At 64.6% G+C, this 16591-nt stretch carries 15 protein-coding genes; 12 read left to right on the forward strand and 3 right to left on the reverse strand.

Going from position 1 to position 16591, the window contains the following annotated elements:
* Positions 1-35 precede the first annotated feature (35 nt).
* On the forward strand, positions 36-464 hold the full coding sequence (locus tag NTD82_RS11490; protein WP_262128827.1) for a DUF2269 domain-containing protein: 429 nt from the start codon (positions 36-38) through the stop codon (positions 462-464).
* Between the two features lie 6 nt (positions 465-470).
* Here the strand turns inward: NTD82_RS11490 and NTD82_RS11495 are convergent, their stop codons facing one another.
* On the reverse strand, positions 471-1127 hold the full coding sequence (locus NTD82_RS11495; RefSeq protein WP_095156390.1) for an HAD family hydrolase: 657 nt from the start codon (positions 1125-1127) through the stop codon (positions 471-473).
* A 143-nt stretch (positions 1128-1270) separates the two neighbouring features.
* Between NTD82_RS11495 and NTD82_RS11500 the strand changes: the two genes are divergently transcribed.
* Positions 1271-1750: an RNA pyrophosphohydrolase gene (locus NTD82_RS11500; protein ID WP_095156495.1), complete on the forward strand. Its 480-nt coding sequence runs from the start codon at positions 1271-1273 to the stop codon at positions 1748-1750.
* Between the two features lie 22 nt (positions 1751-1772).
* Positions 1773-4052: a phosphoenolpyruvate--protein phosphotransferase gene (gene ptsP, locus NTD82_RS11505; RefSeq protein WP_095156389.1), complete on the forward strand. Its 2280-nt coding sequence runs from the start codon at positions 1773-1775 to the stop codon at positions 4050-4052.
* 39 nt (positions 4053-4091) lie between these two features.
* Here the strand turns inward: ptsP and NTD82_RS11510 are convergent, their stop codons facing one another.
* On the reverse strand, positions 4092-4838 hold the full coding sequence (locus NTD82_RS11510; protein ID WP_262128828.1) for an NRDE family protein: 747 nt from the start codon (positions 4836-4838) through the stop codon (positions 4092-4094).
* Positions 4839-4973: 135 nt separating this feature from the next.
* Between NTD82_RS11510 and NTD82_RS11515 the strand changes: the two genes are divergently transcribed.
* Genes NTD82_RS11515 through NTD82_RS11525 form a run of 3 tightly spaced genes read left to right on the forward strand, consistent with a single transcriptional unit; the run spans position 4974 to position 7601 of the window.
* Positions 4974-5756 (forward strand): sulfite exporter TauE/SafE family protein, encoded by a 783-nt coding sequence (locus NTD82_RS11515; protein ID WP_262128829.1) that lies wholly within the window; start codon positions 4974-4976, stop codon positions 5754-5756.
* A gap of 14 nt (positions 5757-5770) precedes the next feature.
* Positions 5771-6580 carry a prolipoprotein diacylglyceryl transferase gene (gene lgt / locus NTD82_RS11520; RefSeq protein WP_262128830.1) on the forward strand — a complete coding sequence of 270 codons (810 nt, stop codon included), beginning with the start codon at positions 5771-5773 and terminating at the stop codon, positions 6578-6580.
* Positions 6581-6629: 49 nt separating this feature from the next.
* A complete protein-coding gene (locus NTD82_RS11525; protein WP_262128831.1) occupies positions 6630-7601 on the forward strand; it encodes a thymidylate synthase in 972 nt (323 codons plus the stop codon).
* Positions 7602-7652: 51 nt separating this feature from the next.
* Here NTD82_RS11525 and cadR read toward each other — a convergent pair whose 3' ends face one another.
* Positions 7653-8096 carry a Cd(II)/Pb(II)-responsive transcriptional regulator gene (gene cadR, locus NTD82_RS11530; RefSeq protein ID WP_095156384.1) on the reverse strand — a complete coding sequence of 148 codons (444 nt, stop codon included), beginning with the start codon at positions 8094-8096 and terminating at the stop codon, positions 7653-7655.
* A gap of 84 nt (positions 8097-8180) precedes the next feature.
* On the opposite strand from cadR, the gene NTD82_RS11535 reads away from it, so the two are divergent.
* The 6 genes from NTD82_RS11535 (at position 8181) to NTD82_RS11560 (ending at position 16541) form a co-directional block, all read left to right on the forward strand.
* On the forward strand, positions 8181-10469 hold the full coding sequence (locus NTD82_RS11535; RefSeq protein ID WP_262128832.1) for a heavy metal translocating P-type ATPase: 2289 nt from the start codon (positions 8181-8183) through the stop codon (positions 10467-10469).
* 8 nt (positions 10470-10477) lie between these two features.
* Positions 10478-11347 (forward strand): LysR family transcriptional regulator, encoded by an 870-nt coding sequence (locus tag NTD82_RS11540; protein WP_095156382.1) that lies wholly within the window; start codon positions 10478-10480, stop codon positions 11345-11347.
* A gap of 129 nt (positions 11348-11476) precedes the next feature.
* Entirely contained in the window at positions 11477-12541 is a 1065-nt protein-coding gene (locus tag NTD82_RS11545; protein WP_095156381.1) for a putative 2-aminoethylphosphonate ABC transporter ATP-binding protein, read from the forward strand.
* Between the two features lies 1 nt (position 12542).
* Positions 12543-14267, forward strand: coding sequence for a putative 2-aminoethylphosphonate ABC transporter permease subunit (locus NTD82_RS11550; protein ID WP_262128833.1), 1725 nt, complete (start codon positions 12543-12545; stop codon positions 14265-14267).
* Between the two features lie 46 nt (positions 14268-14313).
* On the forward strand, positions 14314-15339 hold the full coding sequence (locus NTD82_RS11555) for a putative 2-aminoethylphosphonate ABC transporter substrate-binding protein (RefSeq protein ID WP_262128834.1): 1026 nt from the start codon (positions 14314-14316) through the stop codon (positions 15337-15339).
* A gap of 74 nt (positions 15340-15413) precedes the next feature.
* Positions 15414-16541 carry a TIGR03364 family FAD-dependent oxidoreductase gene (locus NTD82_RS11560; RefSeq protein ID WP_095156378.1) on the forward strand — a complete coding sequence of 376 codons (1128 nt, stop codon included), beginning with the start codon at positions 15414-15416 and terminating at the stop codon, positions 16539-16541.
* Positions 16542-16591: the final 50 nt, after the last annotated feature.

Raw genomic sequence — 16591 nt, forward strand, 5'->3', positions numbered from 1 at the left:
GCTACGCTTTGAGCAATGCCTGAGGAGTTGAATCCATGGAACCGCTGATTGCCCTGAAAACCGCCCATGTCCTGGCCACCGTGCTGCTCTTGGGCAGCGCTGTGGGGCTGGCGTTGTGGACCTGGCGCAAGCGCCGCGCGGGAGATACGGCGGTTTATGGCCGGCTGTTGCGGCGGCCGTTGGGGTTTGTCTGGCTGTTGATGGGCATTTGCCTGGTGAGCATGCCGTTCACCGGCTGGTGGCTGGTGCACCTGGTGGGCTGGCCGCTGGGGCAGACCTGGGTGCTGGGCTCCAGCGTGCTCTATACCGTTGGCGCGCTGGCCTGGTTCTGGTTGCTGGCGCGGGTCAATCGCCTGCGCAGCGCGCCGGCCTTGGGTAAACCGGGGTTTACCCTGGCCCTGGCGCTGTTCAGCGGGGTGTGTTTCATCGCCATTGCCGGCCTGATGGGCGCCAAGCCGGTCTGATCGCGCTCAATCGCGCAGGCTGATCACCGGCCAGCCGCGTTTCTCGGCTTCGGCGCGCAGGTTCGGGTCGGGATCGACCGCCACTGGGTTATCCACCTGCTCCAGCAGCGGCAGGTCGTTCATCGAGTCGCTATAGAAGTAGCTGCCTTCCAGGTTCAGCCCATTCTCGTCCAGCCAGCGGCGCAGACGCGTCACCTTGCCTTCGCGGAAGCACGGCACGTCGGTGCTGCGGCCGGTGTAGCGGCCATCGACCAGCTCGCACTCGGTGGCCAGCAGGGTTTCCACCTCCAGGCGCTTGGCGATCGGCCCGGTAATGAAGCGGTTGGTGGCGGTGATGATGACCAGCTTGTCGCCCGCGTCGCGGTGCTTCTTCAGCAGGGCCAGGGCCTTGGGCAGGATGATCGGCTCAACGCAGTCACGCATGAATTCGCCGTGCCACTGGTCCAGCTGGGCCATTTCGGTGGTGGCCAGGATTTCCAGGCTGAAGTTCAGGTAGGCCTGCAGGTCGAGCTTGCCGGCCAGATAGTCCTGATAGAAGGCGTCGTTGCGGTTCTGGTACTCCACGGGGTCGAGAATGCCACGGGCGCAGAGGTAATCGCCCCATGCGTGGTCGCTGTCGCCGCCGAGGAGGGTGTTGTCCAGATCGAATAAAGCCAGGCGCATTGAAGAGTCACTCGCATAACATCTGAAAAGTCCCACAGAATACGGACTTTTCACAACGCTGCACATAAGGTATGGCCGGCGCGTTGCTGGCCTTGCAAGCTTTGTGGAACAATGCGGCGACATGCGTTTGCGAGGCTGCTGCCGTGATCGACCCCGATGGTTTTCGCCCCAATGTCGGGATCATTCTTACCAATGATCTTGGACAGGTGCTATGGGCTCGGCGAATCAACCAGGATGCCTGGCAGTTTCCCCAGGGGGGCATCAACCCCGATGAGACCCCGGAAGAAGCGTTGTACCGCGAGCTGAACGAAGAAGTAGGACTGGAGCGGCAAGACGTTGAAATTCTTGCCTGCACCCGTGGCTGGTTGCGTTATCGTTTACCCCAACGCCTGGTGCGGACCCACAGCCAGCCGCTGTGCATCGGCCAGAAACAGAAGTGGTTCCTGCTGCGACTGGTTTCCAACGAGCAGCGGGTGCGGATGGACTTGACCGGTAAACCGGAATTCGATGGCTGGCGCTGGGTCAGCTATTGGTATCCGCTGGGCCAGGTGGTGACATTCAAGCGCGAGGTGTACCGCCGCGCGCTCAAAGAGCTTGCCCCGCGCCTGCTGGCGCGCGACTGACGACGGAGTTCGACCCCGAGCCATGCTCAATACGCTGCGCAAGATCGTCCAGGAAGTTAACTCCGCCAAGGATCTCAAGACGGCGTTGGGGATCATTGTCTTGCGCGTCAAAGAGGCCATGGGCAGTCAGGTCTGCTCGGTCTATCTGCTCGACCCGGAAACCAACCGTTTTGTCCTGATGGCCACCGAGGGCCTGAACAAGCGCTCCATCGGCAAGGTCAGCATGGCGCCGAACGAGGGCCTGGTCGGCCTGGTCGGTACCCGGGAAGAACCGCTGAACCTGGAAAACGCCGCCGATCACCCTCGCTACCGCTACTTCGCCGAAACCGGTGAAGAGCGTTTCGCTTCCTTCCTGGGCGCGCCGATCATCCACCACCGTCGCGTGGTCGGGGTGTTGGTCATCCAGCAAAAGGAGCGTCGTCAGTTCGACGAGGGCGAAGAAGCCTTCCTGGTCACCATGAGCGCGCAACTGGCCGGGGTTATCGCCCATGCCGAGGCCACCGGCTCGATCCGCGGCCTGGGTCGCCAGGGCAAGGGCATCCAGGAAGCCAAGTTTGTCGGCGTGCCGGGCTCGCCGGGCGCGGCGGTCGGTACTGCCGTGGTCATGCTGCCGCCGGCTGACCTGGACGTGGTGCCGGACAAGACCGTCACCGATATCGATGCCGAACTGAAACTCTTCAACAACGCCCTCGAAGGCGTGCGCGGCGACATGCGCACCCTCTCGGCGAAACTGGCCACCCAGTTGCGTCCGGAAGAGCGGGCGTTGTTCGACGTCTACCTGATGATGCTCGACGACGCCGCGCTGGGCGGCGAAGTGGCGCAGGTCATCAAGACCGGCCAGTGGGCCCAGGGTGCTCTGCGCCAGGTGGTGGTCGAGCACGTCAACCGCTTCGAACTGATGGACGACGCCTACCTGCGTGAACGCGCGTCCGACGTGAAAGACCTCGGCCGGCGCCTGCTGGCCTACTTGCAGGAAGCCCGTCAGCTTTCGCTGGTCTACCCCGACAACTCCATCCTGGTCAGTGAAGAACTGACCCCGGCGATGCTCGGCGAAGTGCCGGAAGGCAAGCTGGTCGGGTTGGTGTCGGTGCTGGGTTCGGGCAACTCCCACGTGGCGATCCTCGCCCGGGCGATGGGCATTCCCACGGTGATGGGCCTGGTCGACCTGCCGTATTCCAAGGTCGACGGCATCCAGATGATCGTCGACGGCTACAAGGGCGACGTCTACACCAACCCCAGCGAAGTGCTGCGCAAGCACTACGCCGATGTGGTCGAGGAAGAGCGCCAGTTGGCCCAGGGCCTCGACGCCCTGCGTGAACTTCCTTGCGAAACCACCGACGGCCACCGCATGCCGTTGTGGGTCAACACCGGCCTGCTGGCCGATGTGGCGCGGGCGCAGCAGCGCGGCGCCGAGGGCGTCGGCCTGTACCGCACCGAAGTGCCGTTCATGATCAACCAGCGCTTCCCCAGCGAGAAGGAACAACTGGCGATCTACCGCGAGCAACTGGCGGCCTTCCATCCGCTGCCGGTGACCATGCGCAGCCTGGATATCGGCGGTGACAAGTCGCTGTCCTACTTCCCGATCAAGGAAGACAACCCGTTCCTCGGCTGGCGCGGCATCCGCGTCACGCTCGACCACCCGGAAATCTTCCTGGTCCAGACCCGCGCCATGCTCAAGGCCAGCGAAGGCCTGAACAACCTGCGCATCCTGCTGCCGATGATTTCCGGTATCCATGAGCTGGAGGAAGCGCTGCACCTGATCCACCGCGCCTGGGGCGAAGTGCGTGACGAAGGCACCGATGTGCCGATGCCACCGGTGGGCGTGATGGTGGAGATTCCTGCGGCGGTCTACCAGACCAAGGAACTGGCGCGCCAGGTGGACTTCCTGTCGGTCGGTTCCAACGACCTGACCCAGTACCTGCTGGCGGTGGACCGCAACAACCCGCGGGTCGCCGACCTTTACGATTACTTGCACCCGGCGGTGCTGCAAGCCCTGCAACACGTGGTCACCGCAGCCCATGCCGAAGGCAAGCCGGTGAGCATCTGTGGCGAGATGGCCGGTGATCCGGCGGCCGCGGTGTTGCTGATGGCGATGGGCTTCGACAGCCTGTCGATGAACGCTACCAACCTGCCGAAGGTGAAGTGGATGCTGCGCCAGATCAGCCTTGGCAAAGCCAAGGAAATGCTGGCCCAGGCCATGGATATCGACAACCCGCAGGTTATCCACAGCACCTTGCAACTGGCCCTGAAGAACCTTGGGCTGTCGCGGATGATCAATCCGGGGCCGACGCAGAATCTCTGAGCTACCCAGGGCCTGATCGCAGCGATCAGGCCCTGAGCTTCACAACACCAGTTCGACCTCTCCCAGACGCCCACCAAGCGGCCCGAAACTCCGCTCCACCAGCCTACGCCTCCCGTCCGCCTCGACGATCAGCACCGTACTCGCCCGTGTCCCATAGTTCTGGCTGGCAATGAACACGCTCGACAGCAAACGCTCGGTCGCCAATCCGACGCGGGTATTCGGCAGCTCGCTGTCGGCGGCCTGATTATTGTCCGCCAACAACTCGAACAGCCGCGCCGGGTCCGGATCGTCCAGCCGCTCGCGCAAGCCTTCGCGCGCCTTGATCAGCTTGGGCCAGGGCGTATCCAGCGCGGCATTCGACAAGCCATAGACGCCCGCCTCCAGTAACCGCGGTGTCGCGTCCCCACCGTGCAGATAACCCAATTGATGGCTGTTCCCGACCAGCAGATTGAAGCCGGAATAATGCAGCGCCTCGCCCGCAACCCGCTCCAGATAGGCCTCGACCGAAAGCTCCCCGCGCAGATAGCCCGCCACCAGTTCGCCCCGCGAGCGGGCGCCCGCTGGCTGGCCGGGGTCGCGGATATTGGTCAGCGCGGCGAAGCGTCCCTGCGGGCCCAAGCCCAGCCAGGTACCGCCGGCTTCGAGGTCTCGCCCGGCATGCACGCCGGGCGCCTCGTCCCATTGGCTCAAGGCCAGGGTCGGGCGGGCATAGAACTCGTCACGGTTGGCCGCGACGATCAGCGGCCGGGCATTTCCCGGCCGCCAGGCGAAAACGATCAGGCACATCGTGGTTCTCGTCGATCTTGTCGGTAGTGGCGCCACTGTACCTCAGGCGACGCTGACAAGGTCTTCATCTGCCATGAGTAGAGGCAAAGGCCCACCTTCCGTTACCATGCCGGACTGATTTTTCCGGGGGCGACAATGGAATTCGTGCTCTATCTGCTGCTGGGCGCCTGCGCGGGCGTGCTGGCCGGACTGTTCGGCGTCGGTGGCGGCATCATCATCGTGCCGGTGCTGGTGTTCAGTTTCACCCTGCAAGGCTTCGATGCGTCCGTGCTGACTCACCTGGCGGTGGGTACTTCGCTGGCGACCATCGTCTTCACCTCGATCAATGCCGTCCGCGAGCACCATCGCAAGGGCGCGGTGCAGTGGCCGATCTTCGCCTGGATGACTCTGGGGATCCTGATCGGTGCAGGAATCGGCGCCAAGACCGCCTCGCTGATCCAGGGCCCGCACCTGCAGAAGATCATAGGCACCTTCGCCCTGATCATCGCCGTGCAGATGGCCCTGGACTTCAAGCCCAAGGCCAGCCGCAGCGTTCCCGGCAAGGCCGGGCTGACCGTCGCTGGCAGCGTGGTCGGCTGGGCGTCGGCGATCTTTGGCATCGGCGGTGGTTCGCTGACCGTACCGTTCCTGACCTGGCGCAGCCTGCCGATGCAGCAGGCGGTGGCGACGTCCTCGGCGTGTGGCCTGCCGATCGCTCTGGTCAGCGCCCTGAGTTTCATGATCCTGGGCTGGCATGAAGAGCACTTGCCGCCCCACAGCCTTGGTTTCGTCTACCTGCCGGCCATGATCGGCATCGCCGTGACCAGCATGTTTTTCGCCCGCTTCGGCGCGCGCCTGGCGCACAAATTGTCGCCACGCCTGCTTAAACGCCTGTTCGCCGTGCTGCTGTTCTGCGTCGGCCTGAGCTTTTTGCTTTAACGAGAGGAGTCACCATGCTGCCTTACCCGCAGATCGATCCCGTGGCACTGGCCATCGGGCCACTGAAAATCCATTGGTATGGCCTGATGTACCTGGTCGGCATCGGCGGTGCCTGGTTTCTGGCTTCGCGCCGGCTCAACCGCTTCGACCCGACCTGGAGCCGCGAAAAGCTCTCGGACCTGATCTTCTGGCTGTCCATGGGGGTGATTGTCGGCGGGCGGCTCGGCTACGTGCTGTTCTACGACCTGAGCGCCTACCTCGCCAATCCGACGCTGATCTTCGAAGTGTGGAAGGGCGGCATGTCGTTCCACGGCGGTTTCATCGGGGTGATGCTGGCGGCATTGTGGTTCGGCAAGCGCAACAACAAGTCGTTCTTCGAACTGATGGACTTCGTCGCGCCGATGGTGCCGATCGGCCTGGGTGCCGGGCGTATCGGCAACTTCATCAATGCCGAGCTGTGGGGCAAGGCCACTGACGTGCCGTGGGCCATGGTATTCCCGCCGTTCAGCGATCCGGCGCAGTTGCCGCGTCATCCGTCGCAGCTTTACCAGTTCGCCCTAGAAGGCGTGGCACTGTTCCTGATTCTCTGGCTGTATTCGCGCAAGCCGCGGCCAACCATGGCGGTGTCGGGCATGTTCGCGCTGTTCTACGGCATCTTCCGTTTCATCGTCGAATTCGTCCGCGTGCCGGATGCCCAGCTTGGCTACATCGCCTGGGGCTGGCTGACCATGGGTCAGATTCTTTGCGTGCCGATGATCGCCGGCGGCCTCGGCCTGATCTGGTGGGCCTATAATCGCAAGCCGACGGTAAAACCCGCGGTCTGAAATTCCACGGCAGGGGCGATCCCCCTGCCGTCTTCGTTACAGGAACGCTATGAAACAGTATCTGGATCTGGTCCGCGACGTTATCGAGAACGGTACGTTGCAGGAAAACCGCACCGGCGTGCGCACCATCAGCCTGCCTGGCGCCATGCTGCGTTTCGATCTGCAGAAGGGCTTCCCGGCCATCACCACGCGCCGGCTGGCGTTCAAGTCGGCGATTGGCGAGATGGTCGGCTTCCTTCGCGGCGTGAAGAACGCCGCGCAGTTCCGCGAGTTGGGCTGCAAGGTCTGGGACCAGAACGCCAACGAAAACGCCCAGTGGCTGGCCAACCCGTTCCGCCAGGGGCATGACGACCTGGGCGAGATCTACGGCGTGCAATGGCGCCAGTGGCCGGCTTACAAACGCATCCCGCTGAGCAATCCGGCAGCGATCGAGCTGGCGCAGAGCCAGGGCTTCGCCCAGATTGCCGAGTCCGAGGAAGACGGTGAAGCCTTCGTCGTGCTGTACAAGGCCATCGACCAGATTCGCCAGTGCGTCGACACGATCATCAAGGACCCGGGCAGCCGGCGCATCCTGTTCCACGGCTGGAACTGCGCCCAGCTCGACGAAATGGCCCTGCCGCCGTGCCACCTGCTGTACCAGTTCCACCCGAATGTCGAGACCAAGGAAATCTCCCTGACCCTCTACATCCGTTCCAACGACCTGGGCCTGGGCACGCCGTTCAACCTCACCGAAGGCGCCGCGCTGCTATCGCTGGTGGGCCGCCTGACCGGTTACACGCCGCGCTGGTTCACCTATTTCATCGGTGACGCGCACGTCTACGAGAACCACCTGGACATGCTCAACGAGCAGATGCGCCGCGAGCCGCTGGCCGCGCCGAAGCTGGTGATCAGTGACCGCGTGCCGGAGTTCGCCAAGACCGGCGTCTACGAACCGGAGTGGCTGGAGAAGATCGAACCGAGCGATTTCAGCCTGGAAGGGTATGAGCACCATCCGCCGCTGACGGCGCCGATGGCGGTGTGATCTCTCCTGTGAGAGCTGGGTTGCCAGCTCTCACAGGGGCGCGGGTGGCCTTTAGTGTCCGTGGCTTCGCCCTACATGCGAATGCTCCGTCTCCGGCACCGAAACCGCCCCGGTCACCTCCAGTCTCTCCAGAATCGCGCAATGCGCTCCCTCGGTCTGGCAGCGCCGACGCAGTTCCACCAACTGTTCCTGCAACGCGACCAACCCATCGATACGCGCTTGCACGTGCTCGATATGTTCGTCGATCAGCGCATTGACGCTCTCGCACTGGTCTTGCGGGCTGTCCCTCAGCCGCAGCAGGCTGCGGATCTCTTCGAGGGTCATGTCCAGCGTCCGGCAGTTGCGGATGAAGGTCAGCCGCTCGACATGGGCTTGGGTGTAGACCCGGTAATTGCCCTCGCTGCGTGCCGGTTCCGACAGCAGGTTTTCTCGCTCGTAGTAACGGATGGTTTCCACCGCGCAGTCGGTGGCCTTGGCCAGTTCGCCGATCTTCATCTGCAAATACCTCGACAGGTTGCTTGACCCTATAGTGGCTACAGGGTGTTCACTTGGCAACAGCACATTTAGGGACGAGCCTTTATGAATCAGCCTGTCAGCTACGAGCCCCACAAAAAGCCTCACGATCACGACCACAGCCAGCACAATCACGATCATGCGCATGAAACCAAGCAAGGCTGCTGCGCGCCCAAGCCCGCCGCCCATGCCCACGGTTGCTGTTCCGGCGCTCAAGCCCCGGCGCTGGTGCAGTTGCGCGAAAGTGCCAGCGCTGACGCCCGGCTCAGCCGTTTCCGCATCGAGGCCATGGATTGCCCGACCGAGCAGACGCTGATCCAGAACAAGCTGGGCAAGCTCGACGGCGTTGAGCAGCTTGAATTCAACCTGATCAACCGCGTCCTCGGCGTGCGTCACACGTTTACCGACACCCAGGCCATCGAGCAGGCGATAGCCTCGCTCGGCATGCACGCCGAGCCAATGACCGCCGATACCAGCGAAGCCGCACCGGCCCCGGCGAAGAAGGCCTGGTGGCCGCTGGCGTTGTCCGGCGTTGCCGCGCTGGCAGCGGAAGTCGTGCACTTCACCAATGCCGCGCCGGAATGGGCGGTGGCTGCGCTGGCGCTGGCCGCCATCCTCGGCTGTGGCCTGGGCACCTACAAGAAGGGCTGGATCGCCCTGAAAAACCGCAACCTCAATATCAACGCACTGATGAGCATCGCCGTGACCGGCGCTGTGCTGATTGGCCAATGGCCGGAAGCGGCCATGGTGATGGTGCTGTTCACCCTCGCCGAAGTGATCGAAGCCCGTTCGCTGGACCGTGCGCGCAACGCCATTGGCGGCTTGATGCAACTGACCCCCGACGTGGCCACGGTGCAACAGGCCGATGGCCAGTGGCGGGAAGTCGAGGTGGCCCAGGTGGCCCTGGGCGCTCGGGTGCGTTTGCGGCCGGGCGAGCGGGTCGGGCTGGATGGCGAGGTATTGAGCGGACAGTCCACGATTGACCAGGCGCCCATCACCGGTGAAAGCCTGCCGGTGGAAAAAGGCCCGGGCGACAAGGTCTTTGCCGGCACTATCAACCAGTCCGGCGAGCTGGAATACCGCGTCACCGCCGCCGCCGGGCAATCGACCCTGGCCCGGATCATCCACGCGGTGGAAGAAGCCCAGGGCGCACGGGCGCCGACTCAACGCTTCGTCGATCAGTTCTCGCGCATCTACACCCCGGCGGTCTTCGCCTTCGCCCTGGCAGTGGCGGTGATTCCGCCGCTGTTCATGGCCGGTGCCTGGTTCGACTGGATCTACCGCGCCCTGGTGCTGCTGGTGGTGGCCTGCCCATGTGCACTGGTGATTTCCACGCCGGTCACCATCGTCAGCGGCCTTGCCGCGGCCGCGCGCAAAGGCATTCTGATCAAGGGCGGCGTGTACCTGGAGGGCGGGCGCAAGCTGGACTTCCTCGCCCTCGACAAGACCGGCACCCTGACCCACGGCAAGCCGGTGCAGACCGACATGCAGGTGCTCGACACCCTGTTCGAAGACCGTGCCCAGCGCATCGCCGCCAGCCTTGCCGCCCGTTCCGATCACCCGGTGTCCATGGCCATCGCCCGGCACGCCGAGGAAAACGCGCTGGTGCTGGAGTCTGTGGATAACTTCCAGGCCCTGATGGGGCGTGGCGTCAGCGGTGAGGTCGGTGGCGTGAGCTATCACCTGGGCAACCACCGGTTGGTTGAAGAACTGGGGCTGTGCTCGCCGCAACTGGAAGAAAAACTCGACGCCCTGGAGCGCCAGGGCAAGACAGTGGTGCTGCTGCTCGACAGCTCCGGCCCGCTGGCGCTGTTCGCCGTGGCTGACACGGTCAAGCAGAGCAGCCGCGAGGCCATTGCCGAACTGCATGAGTTGGGCATCCGCACCGTCATGCTGACTGGCGACAACCCGCACACTGCCGATGCGATTGCCGCCCAGGTCGGTATCGACGAAGCCCGCGGCAACCTGCTGCCGGCGGACAAGCTGGCAGCCATCGAAGAACTGTATGGCAAGGGGCACCGGGTCGGCATGGTCGGCGACGGTATCAACGACGCCCCGGCCCTGGCCCGCGCCGAAATCGGCTTCGCCATGGCCGCGGCCGGCACCGACACCGCGATCGAGACCGCCGACGTCGCGCTGATGGACGACGACTTGCGGAAAATCCCGGCCTTCGTCAGGCTCTCGCGGCAAAGCGCGGCGATCCTGGTGCAGAACATTGTTCTGGCCCTGGGGATCAAGGCGATCTTCCTGGCGATCACCTTTGCCGGCATGGCCACCATGTGGATGGCAGTGTTCGCGGACATGGGCGTCAGCCTGCTGGTGGTCTTCAACGGGCTCCGGCTGTTGAGAAAGTAAGAGGTTGTATGTTGAGTTCCGAGCTGAAGGCGTTCTTCATGGTGGCCCGCCTGGGCAGCATCACCCTTGCCGCGAAGAAGCTCGGGCTCAGCCAGCCCACCGTCACCACGCAGATCCGCAACCTGGAAAGCAGCTACGGCGTCGAGCTGTTCTATCGCGGTGGCCGGCGTCTGGCGTTGAGCGAAGATGGCGCGCGGTTGCTGCCGATGGTCAAGGCGCTGTTGCAGCAGGAAGCCGACATCGAGTTCTTCCTGCGCAACAGCGGGCAGGGGCAGGGCGCCTTGCGGGTGGCGGCGACGGCGCCGTATTACATCCTCGATCTGGTGAAAATCTTCCGCGAGCGCCTGCCGCAGGTGGAGGTGTCGGTGGAGATCGGCAACTCCCAGCAGGTGCTGGAACTGCTGGAGGATTACCGGGTGGACGTGGCGGCGTCCTCGCAACTGCTGGAGGACACCCGGCTGGTGCGGCGGATATTGGGCACCGATCCGCTGGTGGTGGCGGTGCACCGCAGCCATCCGTTGGCGTCGCGCGAATCGTTGCCGCTGGCGGCGCTGGCCGGGCATTGCCTGCTGATGCGCGAGCAGGGCTCGACGACCCGCAAACTGACCGAGCAGATGCTGGAAGAGGCCGGCGTCAAACCGGGCGCCTTGCTGGAGATTGGCAGCCGCGAGTCGATTCGCGAAGCGGTGCTACGGAATATCGGCATCAGCATCATTGCCCGGCATGAAGTGCCGCATAACCCGGAATTGCGGGTGATCTGCCTGGAAGGGGCGCCGGTGATGCATGAGTATCTGTATTGCTTGAAGGAGCGGCGTCAGGCGCGGTTGCCGGCGGCGTTTCTGGGATTGGCGCAGGAGATGTCGGCGCTGGAGTCCTGATTCTTCTTTGCCCTCATGACCACCAAACAAAATCTGCCAATACCACTATCACCAGCTTTTGCCCCAACGCCACAGAACCTTCTTAAACCCTCCCTAGCATGACCCTCATCTGTACGGTGAGGTCCTGTCATGAACAACACGCTCGCAAATCCCGGCGCCCAACTGCGCATTCGCGGTATCCACAAGCGCTTCGGCGCGTTCACGGCGTTGAACGATGTCTCCCTCGATGTCGCCGCCGGTGAACTGGTCTGCCTACTCGGCCCGTCCGGCTGCGGCAAGACCACGCTGCTGCGCTGCATCGCCGGGCTCGAACGTCAGGATCGCGGTGAGCTGAGCATCGGCGAGCGTGATATTTCTACCCTGCCGCCCCAGGCCCGTGACTACGGCATCCTGTTCCAGTCTTACGCGCTGTTCCCCAATCTCACCGTCGAAGCCAATATCGCCTACGGCCTGGCGGGAGCTGGCCGCAATGAAGTGCGCGAGCGCGTCGGCCAGATGCTTGAGTTGGTGGGCCTGATTGGCAGCGAGAAGAAATACCCCGGCCAACTCTCCGGCGGCCAGCAACAGCGCGTCGCGCTGGCCCGCGCCCTGGCGCCAGCACCGTCGCTGCTGTTGCTGGACGAGCCGATGTCGGCCCTCGACGCCCGGGTCCGCGAACACCTCTGCACCGAGCTGCGCCAACTGCAGCGACAGCTCGGCATCACCACCCTGATGGTGACCCACAACCAGGACGAGGCCATGCTGATGGCCGACCGCATTGCCGTGATGAACAACGGCCAGGTCGAGCAGTACGCCACCGCCCAGGAAATCTACGACAAGCCGGCTACGCCGTTCGTCGCCGAGTTCATCGGCCAGGGCAACTGGCTGCCGTTCCAGCGTTGCAGCGACAGCCACGCCCAGGTCGGCGGCCTCAACCTGCGCCTGGCCCCCGGCGCGCGGGCCAGCGGTAGCGGTCGGTTGTTCTGCCGCCCCGAGGCGATCAGCGTCAACCCGATCGTGCATGAAGAAAACCTGTTCCCGGCGCGCCTGCGCGAAATCACCTTCCTCGGCAATCGCTGCCGCATGAGTTTCGAGCTGCACCAGTTGCCCGGTCATGCCCTGCTCGCCGAAGTGGCGCCAGAAGCCATGCCGCAACTGGGTTCGCAAGATATCTGGGTGGCGCTTCCGCCGCGCAGCCTCCAGGTGTTTGCCTGAGATGGCCGCGCCAATCGCCCTGCCGATCGCTCATGCGAAAGCCAGGTTGCGCAGCGGTGTTGCGTTCGGTGATCGTCTGTTCGTGGTCGGCGGCAAATGGTTGCTGCTGATCTTCCTCGCCATTTCGGTGCTGATGCCGCTGCTGGCGATCTTCTGGCGCGGCTTCAGCGGCGACGCCGGACAAGGCGGCGGCCTGGTCGCGGCGCGCGCGCTGTTCGCCAGCGAGAACTTCCACTGGTTGCTCGGCAACAGCCTCAAGGTTTCCGTCAGCGTCGCGGCCATCGTCGTACCGCTGGCCTACCTGTTCGCCTACGCCCTGCAACGCACCCTGATTCCGGGCAAGGCCGTGTGGCGCGGGATTTCCCTGCTGCCGTTGCTGGCGCCGTCGATGTTGCCGGCCATTGCGCTGGTCTATCTGTTCGGTAACCAGGGCCTGCTGCGCGGGCTGCTCAGCGACAACATCTATGGCTTCTGGGGCATCGTGCTGGGCGAGGCGATCTACACCTTCCCGCATGCGCTGATGATCTTGCTGTCGGCCTTGTCGCTGGCCGATGCGCGCCTGTTCGACGCCGCGTCCAGCATGGGCGCCGGGCCGTGGCGGGCATTCCACAGCATCACCTGGCCGGCCACCCGCCAGGCCGTGTTCGCCGCGTTCTGCCTGGTGTTCACCCTGACCATCACCGACTTCGGCGTGCCCGTTGTGGTCGGCGGCGATTATCAGGTGCTGGCGCTGGAAGCCTATAAGGCGGTGGTCGGACAGCAGCAGTTCGGTCGCGGCGCACTGATCGGCATGGTGTTGTTGATCCCGGCGCTGCTCAGCTTCGGCGTCGATGCCTGGCTGCGCCGCCGTCAGGGCGAGGCCATGAGCGGCCGGGCGCAAGTGTTCGAACCGGCTGTGTCGCGGCGTCGCGATGCCTGTTTCCTCGCCATCGTATTGCTGGTCTGCGCCGTTCTGTTGCTGGTGGTGGGCATGGCGGTGTACTCGTCGCTGGTGAAGTTCTGGCCTTACAACCTGTCGCTGTCGCTCAAGCACTACCAGTTCGATGAAACCGCGGGCGGCGGCTGGCTGGCCTACCGCAACAGCCTGACCATGGCGGTTGGCACCGCGCTGATCGGCAGCGTGGCGATCTTCACCGGTGCCTACCTGATGGAGAAGACCCGCGGCCAGCGCGCCCTCAACCTGATCCTGCGCCTGCTCAGTTTTGTGCCGATGGCCGTGCCGGGGCTGGTGCTGGGCCTGGGTTACGTCTTCTTCTTCAACCTGCCGGGCAACCCGCTGCATGTGTTCTACGGAACCATGGCGCTGCTGGTGATGTGCACCGTCGCTCACTACCTGACTACCGCGCAGATGACCGCCACCACCGCCCTGCGCCAGCTCGACGGCGAGTTCGAAGCCGCTGCGCTGTCGCTGAAAGCGCCGCTGTACCGGCACTTCATGCGGGTCACCGTGCCGATTTGCCTGCCGGCGCTGCTGGACATCATTCGCTACCTGTTCGTCTCGGCGATGACCACGGTGTCGGCGGCGATCTTCCTCTACAGCCCGGACACCATCCTCGCCGCCGTCGCCGTGCTGAACATGGACGACGCCGGCAACGTCGGCGGCGCGGCCGCCATGTCGACCCTGATTTTGCTGACCAGCGCGGCCGTGTCGCTGCTGCTGGCCTGGGCCTCCCGCGGCCTGCTCAGCCGTTCCCAGGCCTGGCGCCAGCGCGCGCCGGGCCATTGATTGCGCCAACCCAACCTGACCAACGTCCCTTCAAAGGAACCGCATCATGTTCAAGCCACTCGCTCTTGCCGCTGCCGTCCTCTCCGCGTTCAGCCTGCAGGCCAGCGCCGCCCAGACCTCGCTGACGGTCTACACCGCGCTGGAAGCCGAACAGCTCAAGAGCTACAAGCAGGCGTTCGAAAAGGCCAACCCGGACATCGAGATCAAGTGGGTGCGTGACTCCACGGGGATCATCACCGCCAAGCTGCTGGCCGAGAAAGACCGCCCGCAGGCCGACGCCGTGTGGGGCCTGGCTGCATCGAGCCTGGCGATCCTCGATCAGCAGGGCATGCTGCAAAGCTATGCGCCCAAGGATCTGGGCAAGATTGGCGGCAACTACCGCGACCCCGCCAACCCGCCGGCCTGGGTCGGCATGGACGTGTGGGCCGCGACCATCTGCTTCAACACCGTCGAAGCCGAGAAGCAGGGCCTGAGCAAGCCGGTGAGCTGGCAGGACCTGACCAAGCCCGAGTACAAGGGCAAGATCGTCATGCCTAACCCGGCGTCGTCCGGCACCGGCTTCCTTGACGTCAGCGCCTGGCTGCAGACCTTCGGCGAGCCGCAGGGCTGGGCCTACATGGACGCCCTGCACCAGAACATCGGCCAGTACGTTCACTCCGGCTCCAAGCCGTGCAAGCTGGCGGCCGCGGGTGAGTTCCCGATCGGCATCTCCTTCGAATACCCGGCCGTGCAGCTCAAGCGCCAGGGCGCGCCGCTGGACATCGTGCTGCCGAAAGAGGGCCTGGGCTGGGAGATCGAGGCTACCGCGGTGATCAAGGGCACCCCGAACGAAGCGGCGGCCAAGCGCCTGGCCGACTTCTCCGCCAGCCCGGCGGCGATGGAGCTGTACAAGGAAAACTTCGCCGTGCTGGCCCAGCCGGGCATCGCCAAGCCGCAGACCGAACTGCCGGCGGACTACGAACAGCGCCTGATCAAGAACGACTTTGCCTGGGCTTCGAAGAACCGCGACCAGATTCTGAGCGAGTGGCGCAAGCGGTATGACGGCAAGTCGGAGAAGGTTGCCCAGCAGTAACGGCCTTATCGCCGCGGTTCGGCGCCCCGAACCGCGGCGATGCTTTTTGAACTGATCACACTGCAGGATCTGAAATGACCGATTTCCTGATTGTCGGCGCCGGCATCCTCGGCCTCTCCCACGCCTACGCCGCCGCCCGTCGCGGCCTGCGGGTGAAGGTCTTCGAGCGCAGCGCCACACCGCTCGGCGCCTCGGTGCGCAACTTCGGCCAAGCGCTGGTCAGCGGCCAGCCGCCGGGCCAGATGCTCGACCTCGCCCGCGCCAGCCGTCCACTCTGGGCCCACTGGGCCGAACACGCCGGCTTCGCCCTCAAGCGCAACGGCTCGTTGCTGCTGGCGCGCACCGCGCAAGAACGGGACGTGCTGGAAGCCTTCTGCGATAGCCGCGCCGTCGAATACGGCTACCCGGCCCGCCTGCTCGAAGGCGCTGAACTCAACGCCCTCTACGATGGCCGTTTCAGCCATCACCGCGCCGCTCTGCATGGTCTGGAAGACCAGCAACTCTATTCCCGCGAAGCCCTGCCGACCCTGGTGGCCTGGCTGCGCGAGCAGATGGGTGTCGAGTTCCACTTCTCCACCTTGGTCCGGGATATCGAGCCGGGGCGCCTGAGCACCACGGCCGGCACCTTCAGCGGTGGACAGATCGTGGTCTGCTCCGGTCACGACTACCAGACCCTGCTGGCCGAGCCGATGGCCGCGCTGCAACCGCAGGTCTGCCGCCTGCAAATGCTCCGCGCCCGTCCGCGCTTCCAGCTGGACTTGCAGCACTCGTTGCTCACCGGCCTGAGCTGCCTGCATTACGGCGCCTACGCCGACCTGCCGCAGGCCGCGGCCCTGCGCGAGCGGGTCGAGTCCCACAGCCCGCATCTGCTGGAACATGGCATCCACCTGCTGATCAGCCCCACGCCCCACGGCGAGTTGATCATCGGCGACTCTCACGCCTACGGCAGCGATGCTTCGCCGTTCAACGCCGAACAGGTCGACAACTGGATGATCGAGCTGGCCGAGCACACCCTCGGCGGGCGCATCGAGGTGGTCGAGCGCTGGCAGGGCGTTTACGGCTCGGGTGGTCCGGGGCCGTTCTCGTTGCTGCCGGTCGCGCCGGGAATCAGCGCCGCGCTGATGCACACCGGCGTCGGCATGAGCGTCGGCCCGGCGCTGGCCGAGCAGCACCTGGCGCGCTTGCTGGGCGAGGTTTCGTGAGGTCTGATTTTGCGTGTGGTTTTAGGGGCCTCATCGCTGGCAAGCCAGCG

It is taken from the genome of Pseudomonas sp. 5P_5.1_Bac1 (assembly GCF_025466015.1).
Taxonomy (GTDB): domain Bacteria; phylum Pseudomonadota; class Gammaproteobacteria; order Pseudomonadales; family Pseudomonadaceae; genus Aquipseudomonas.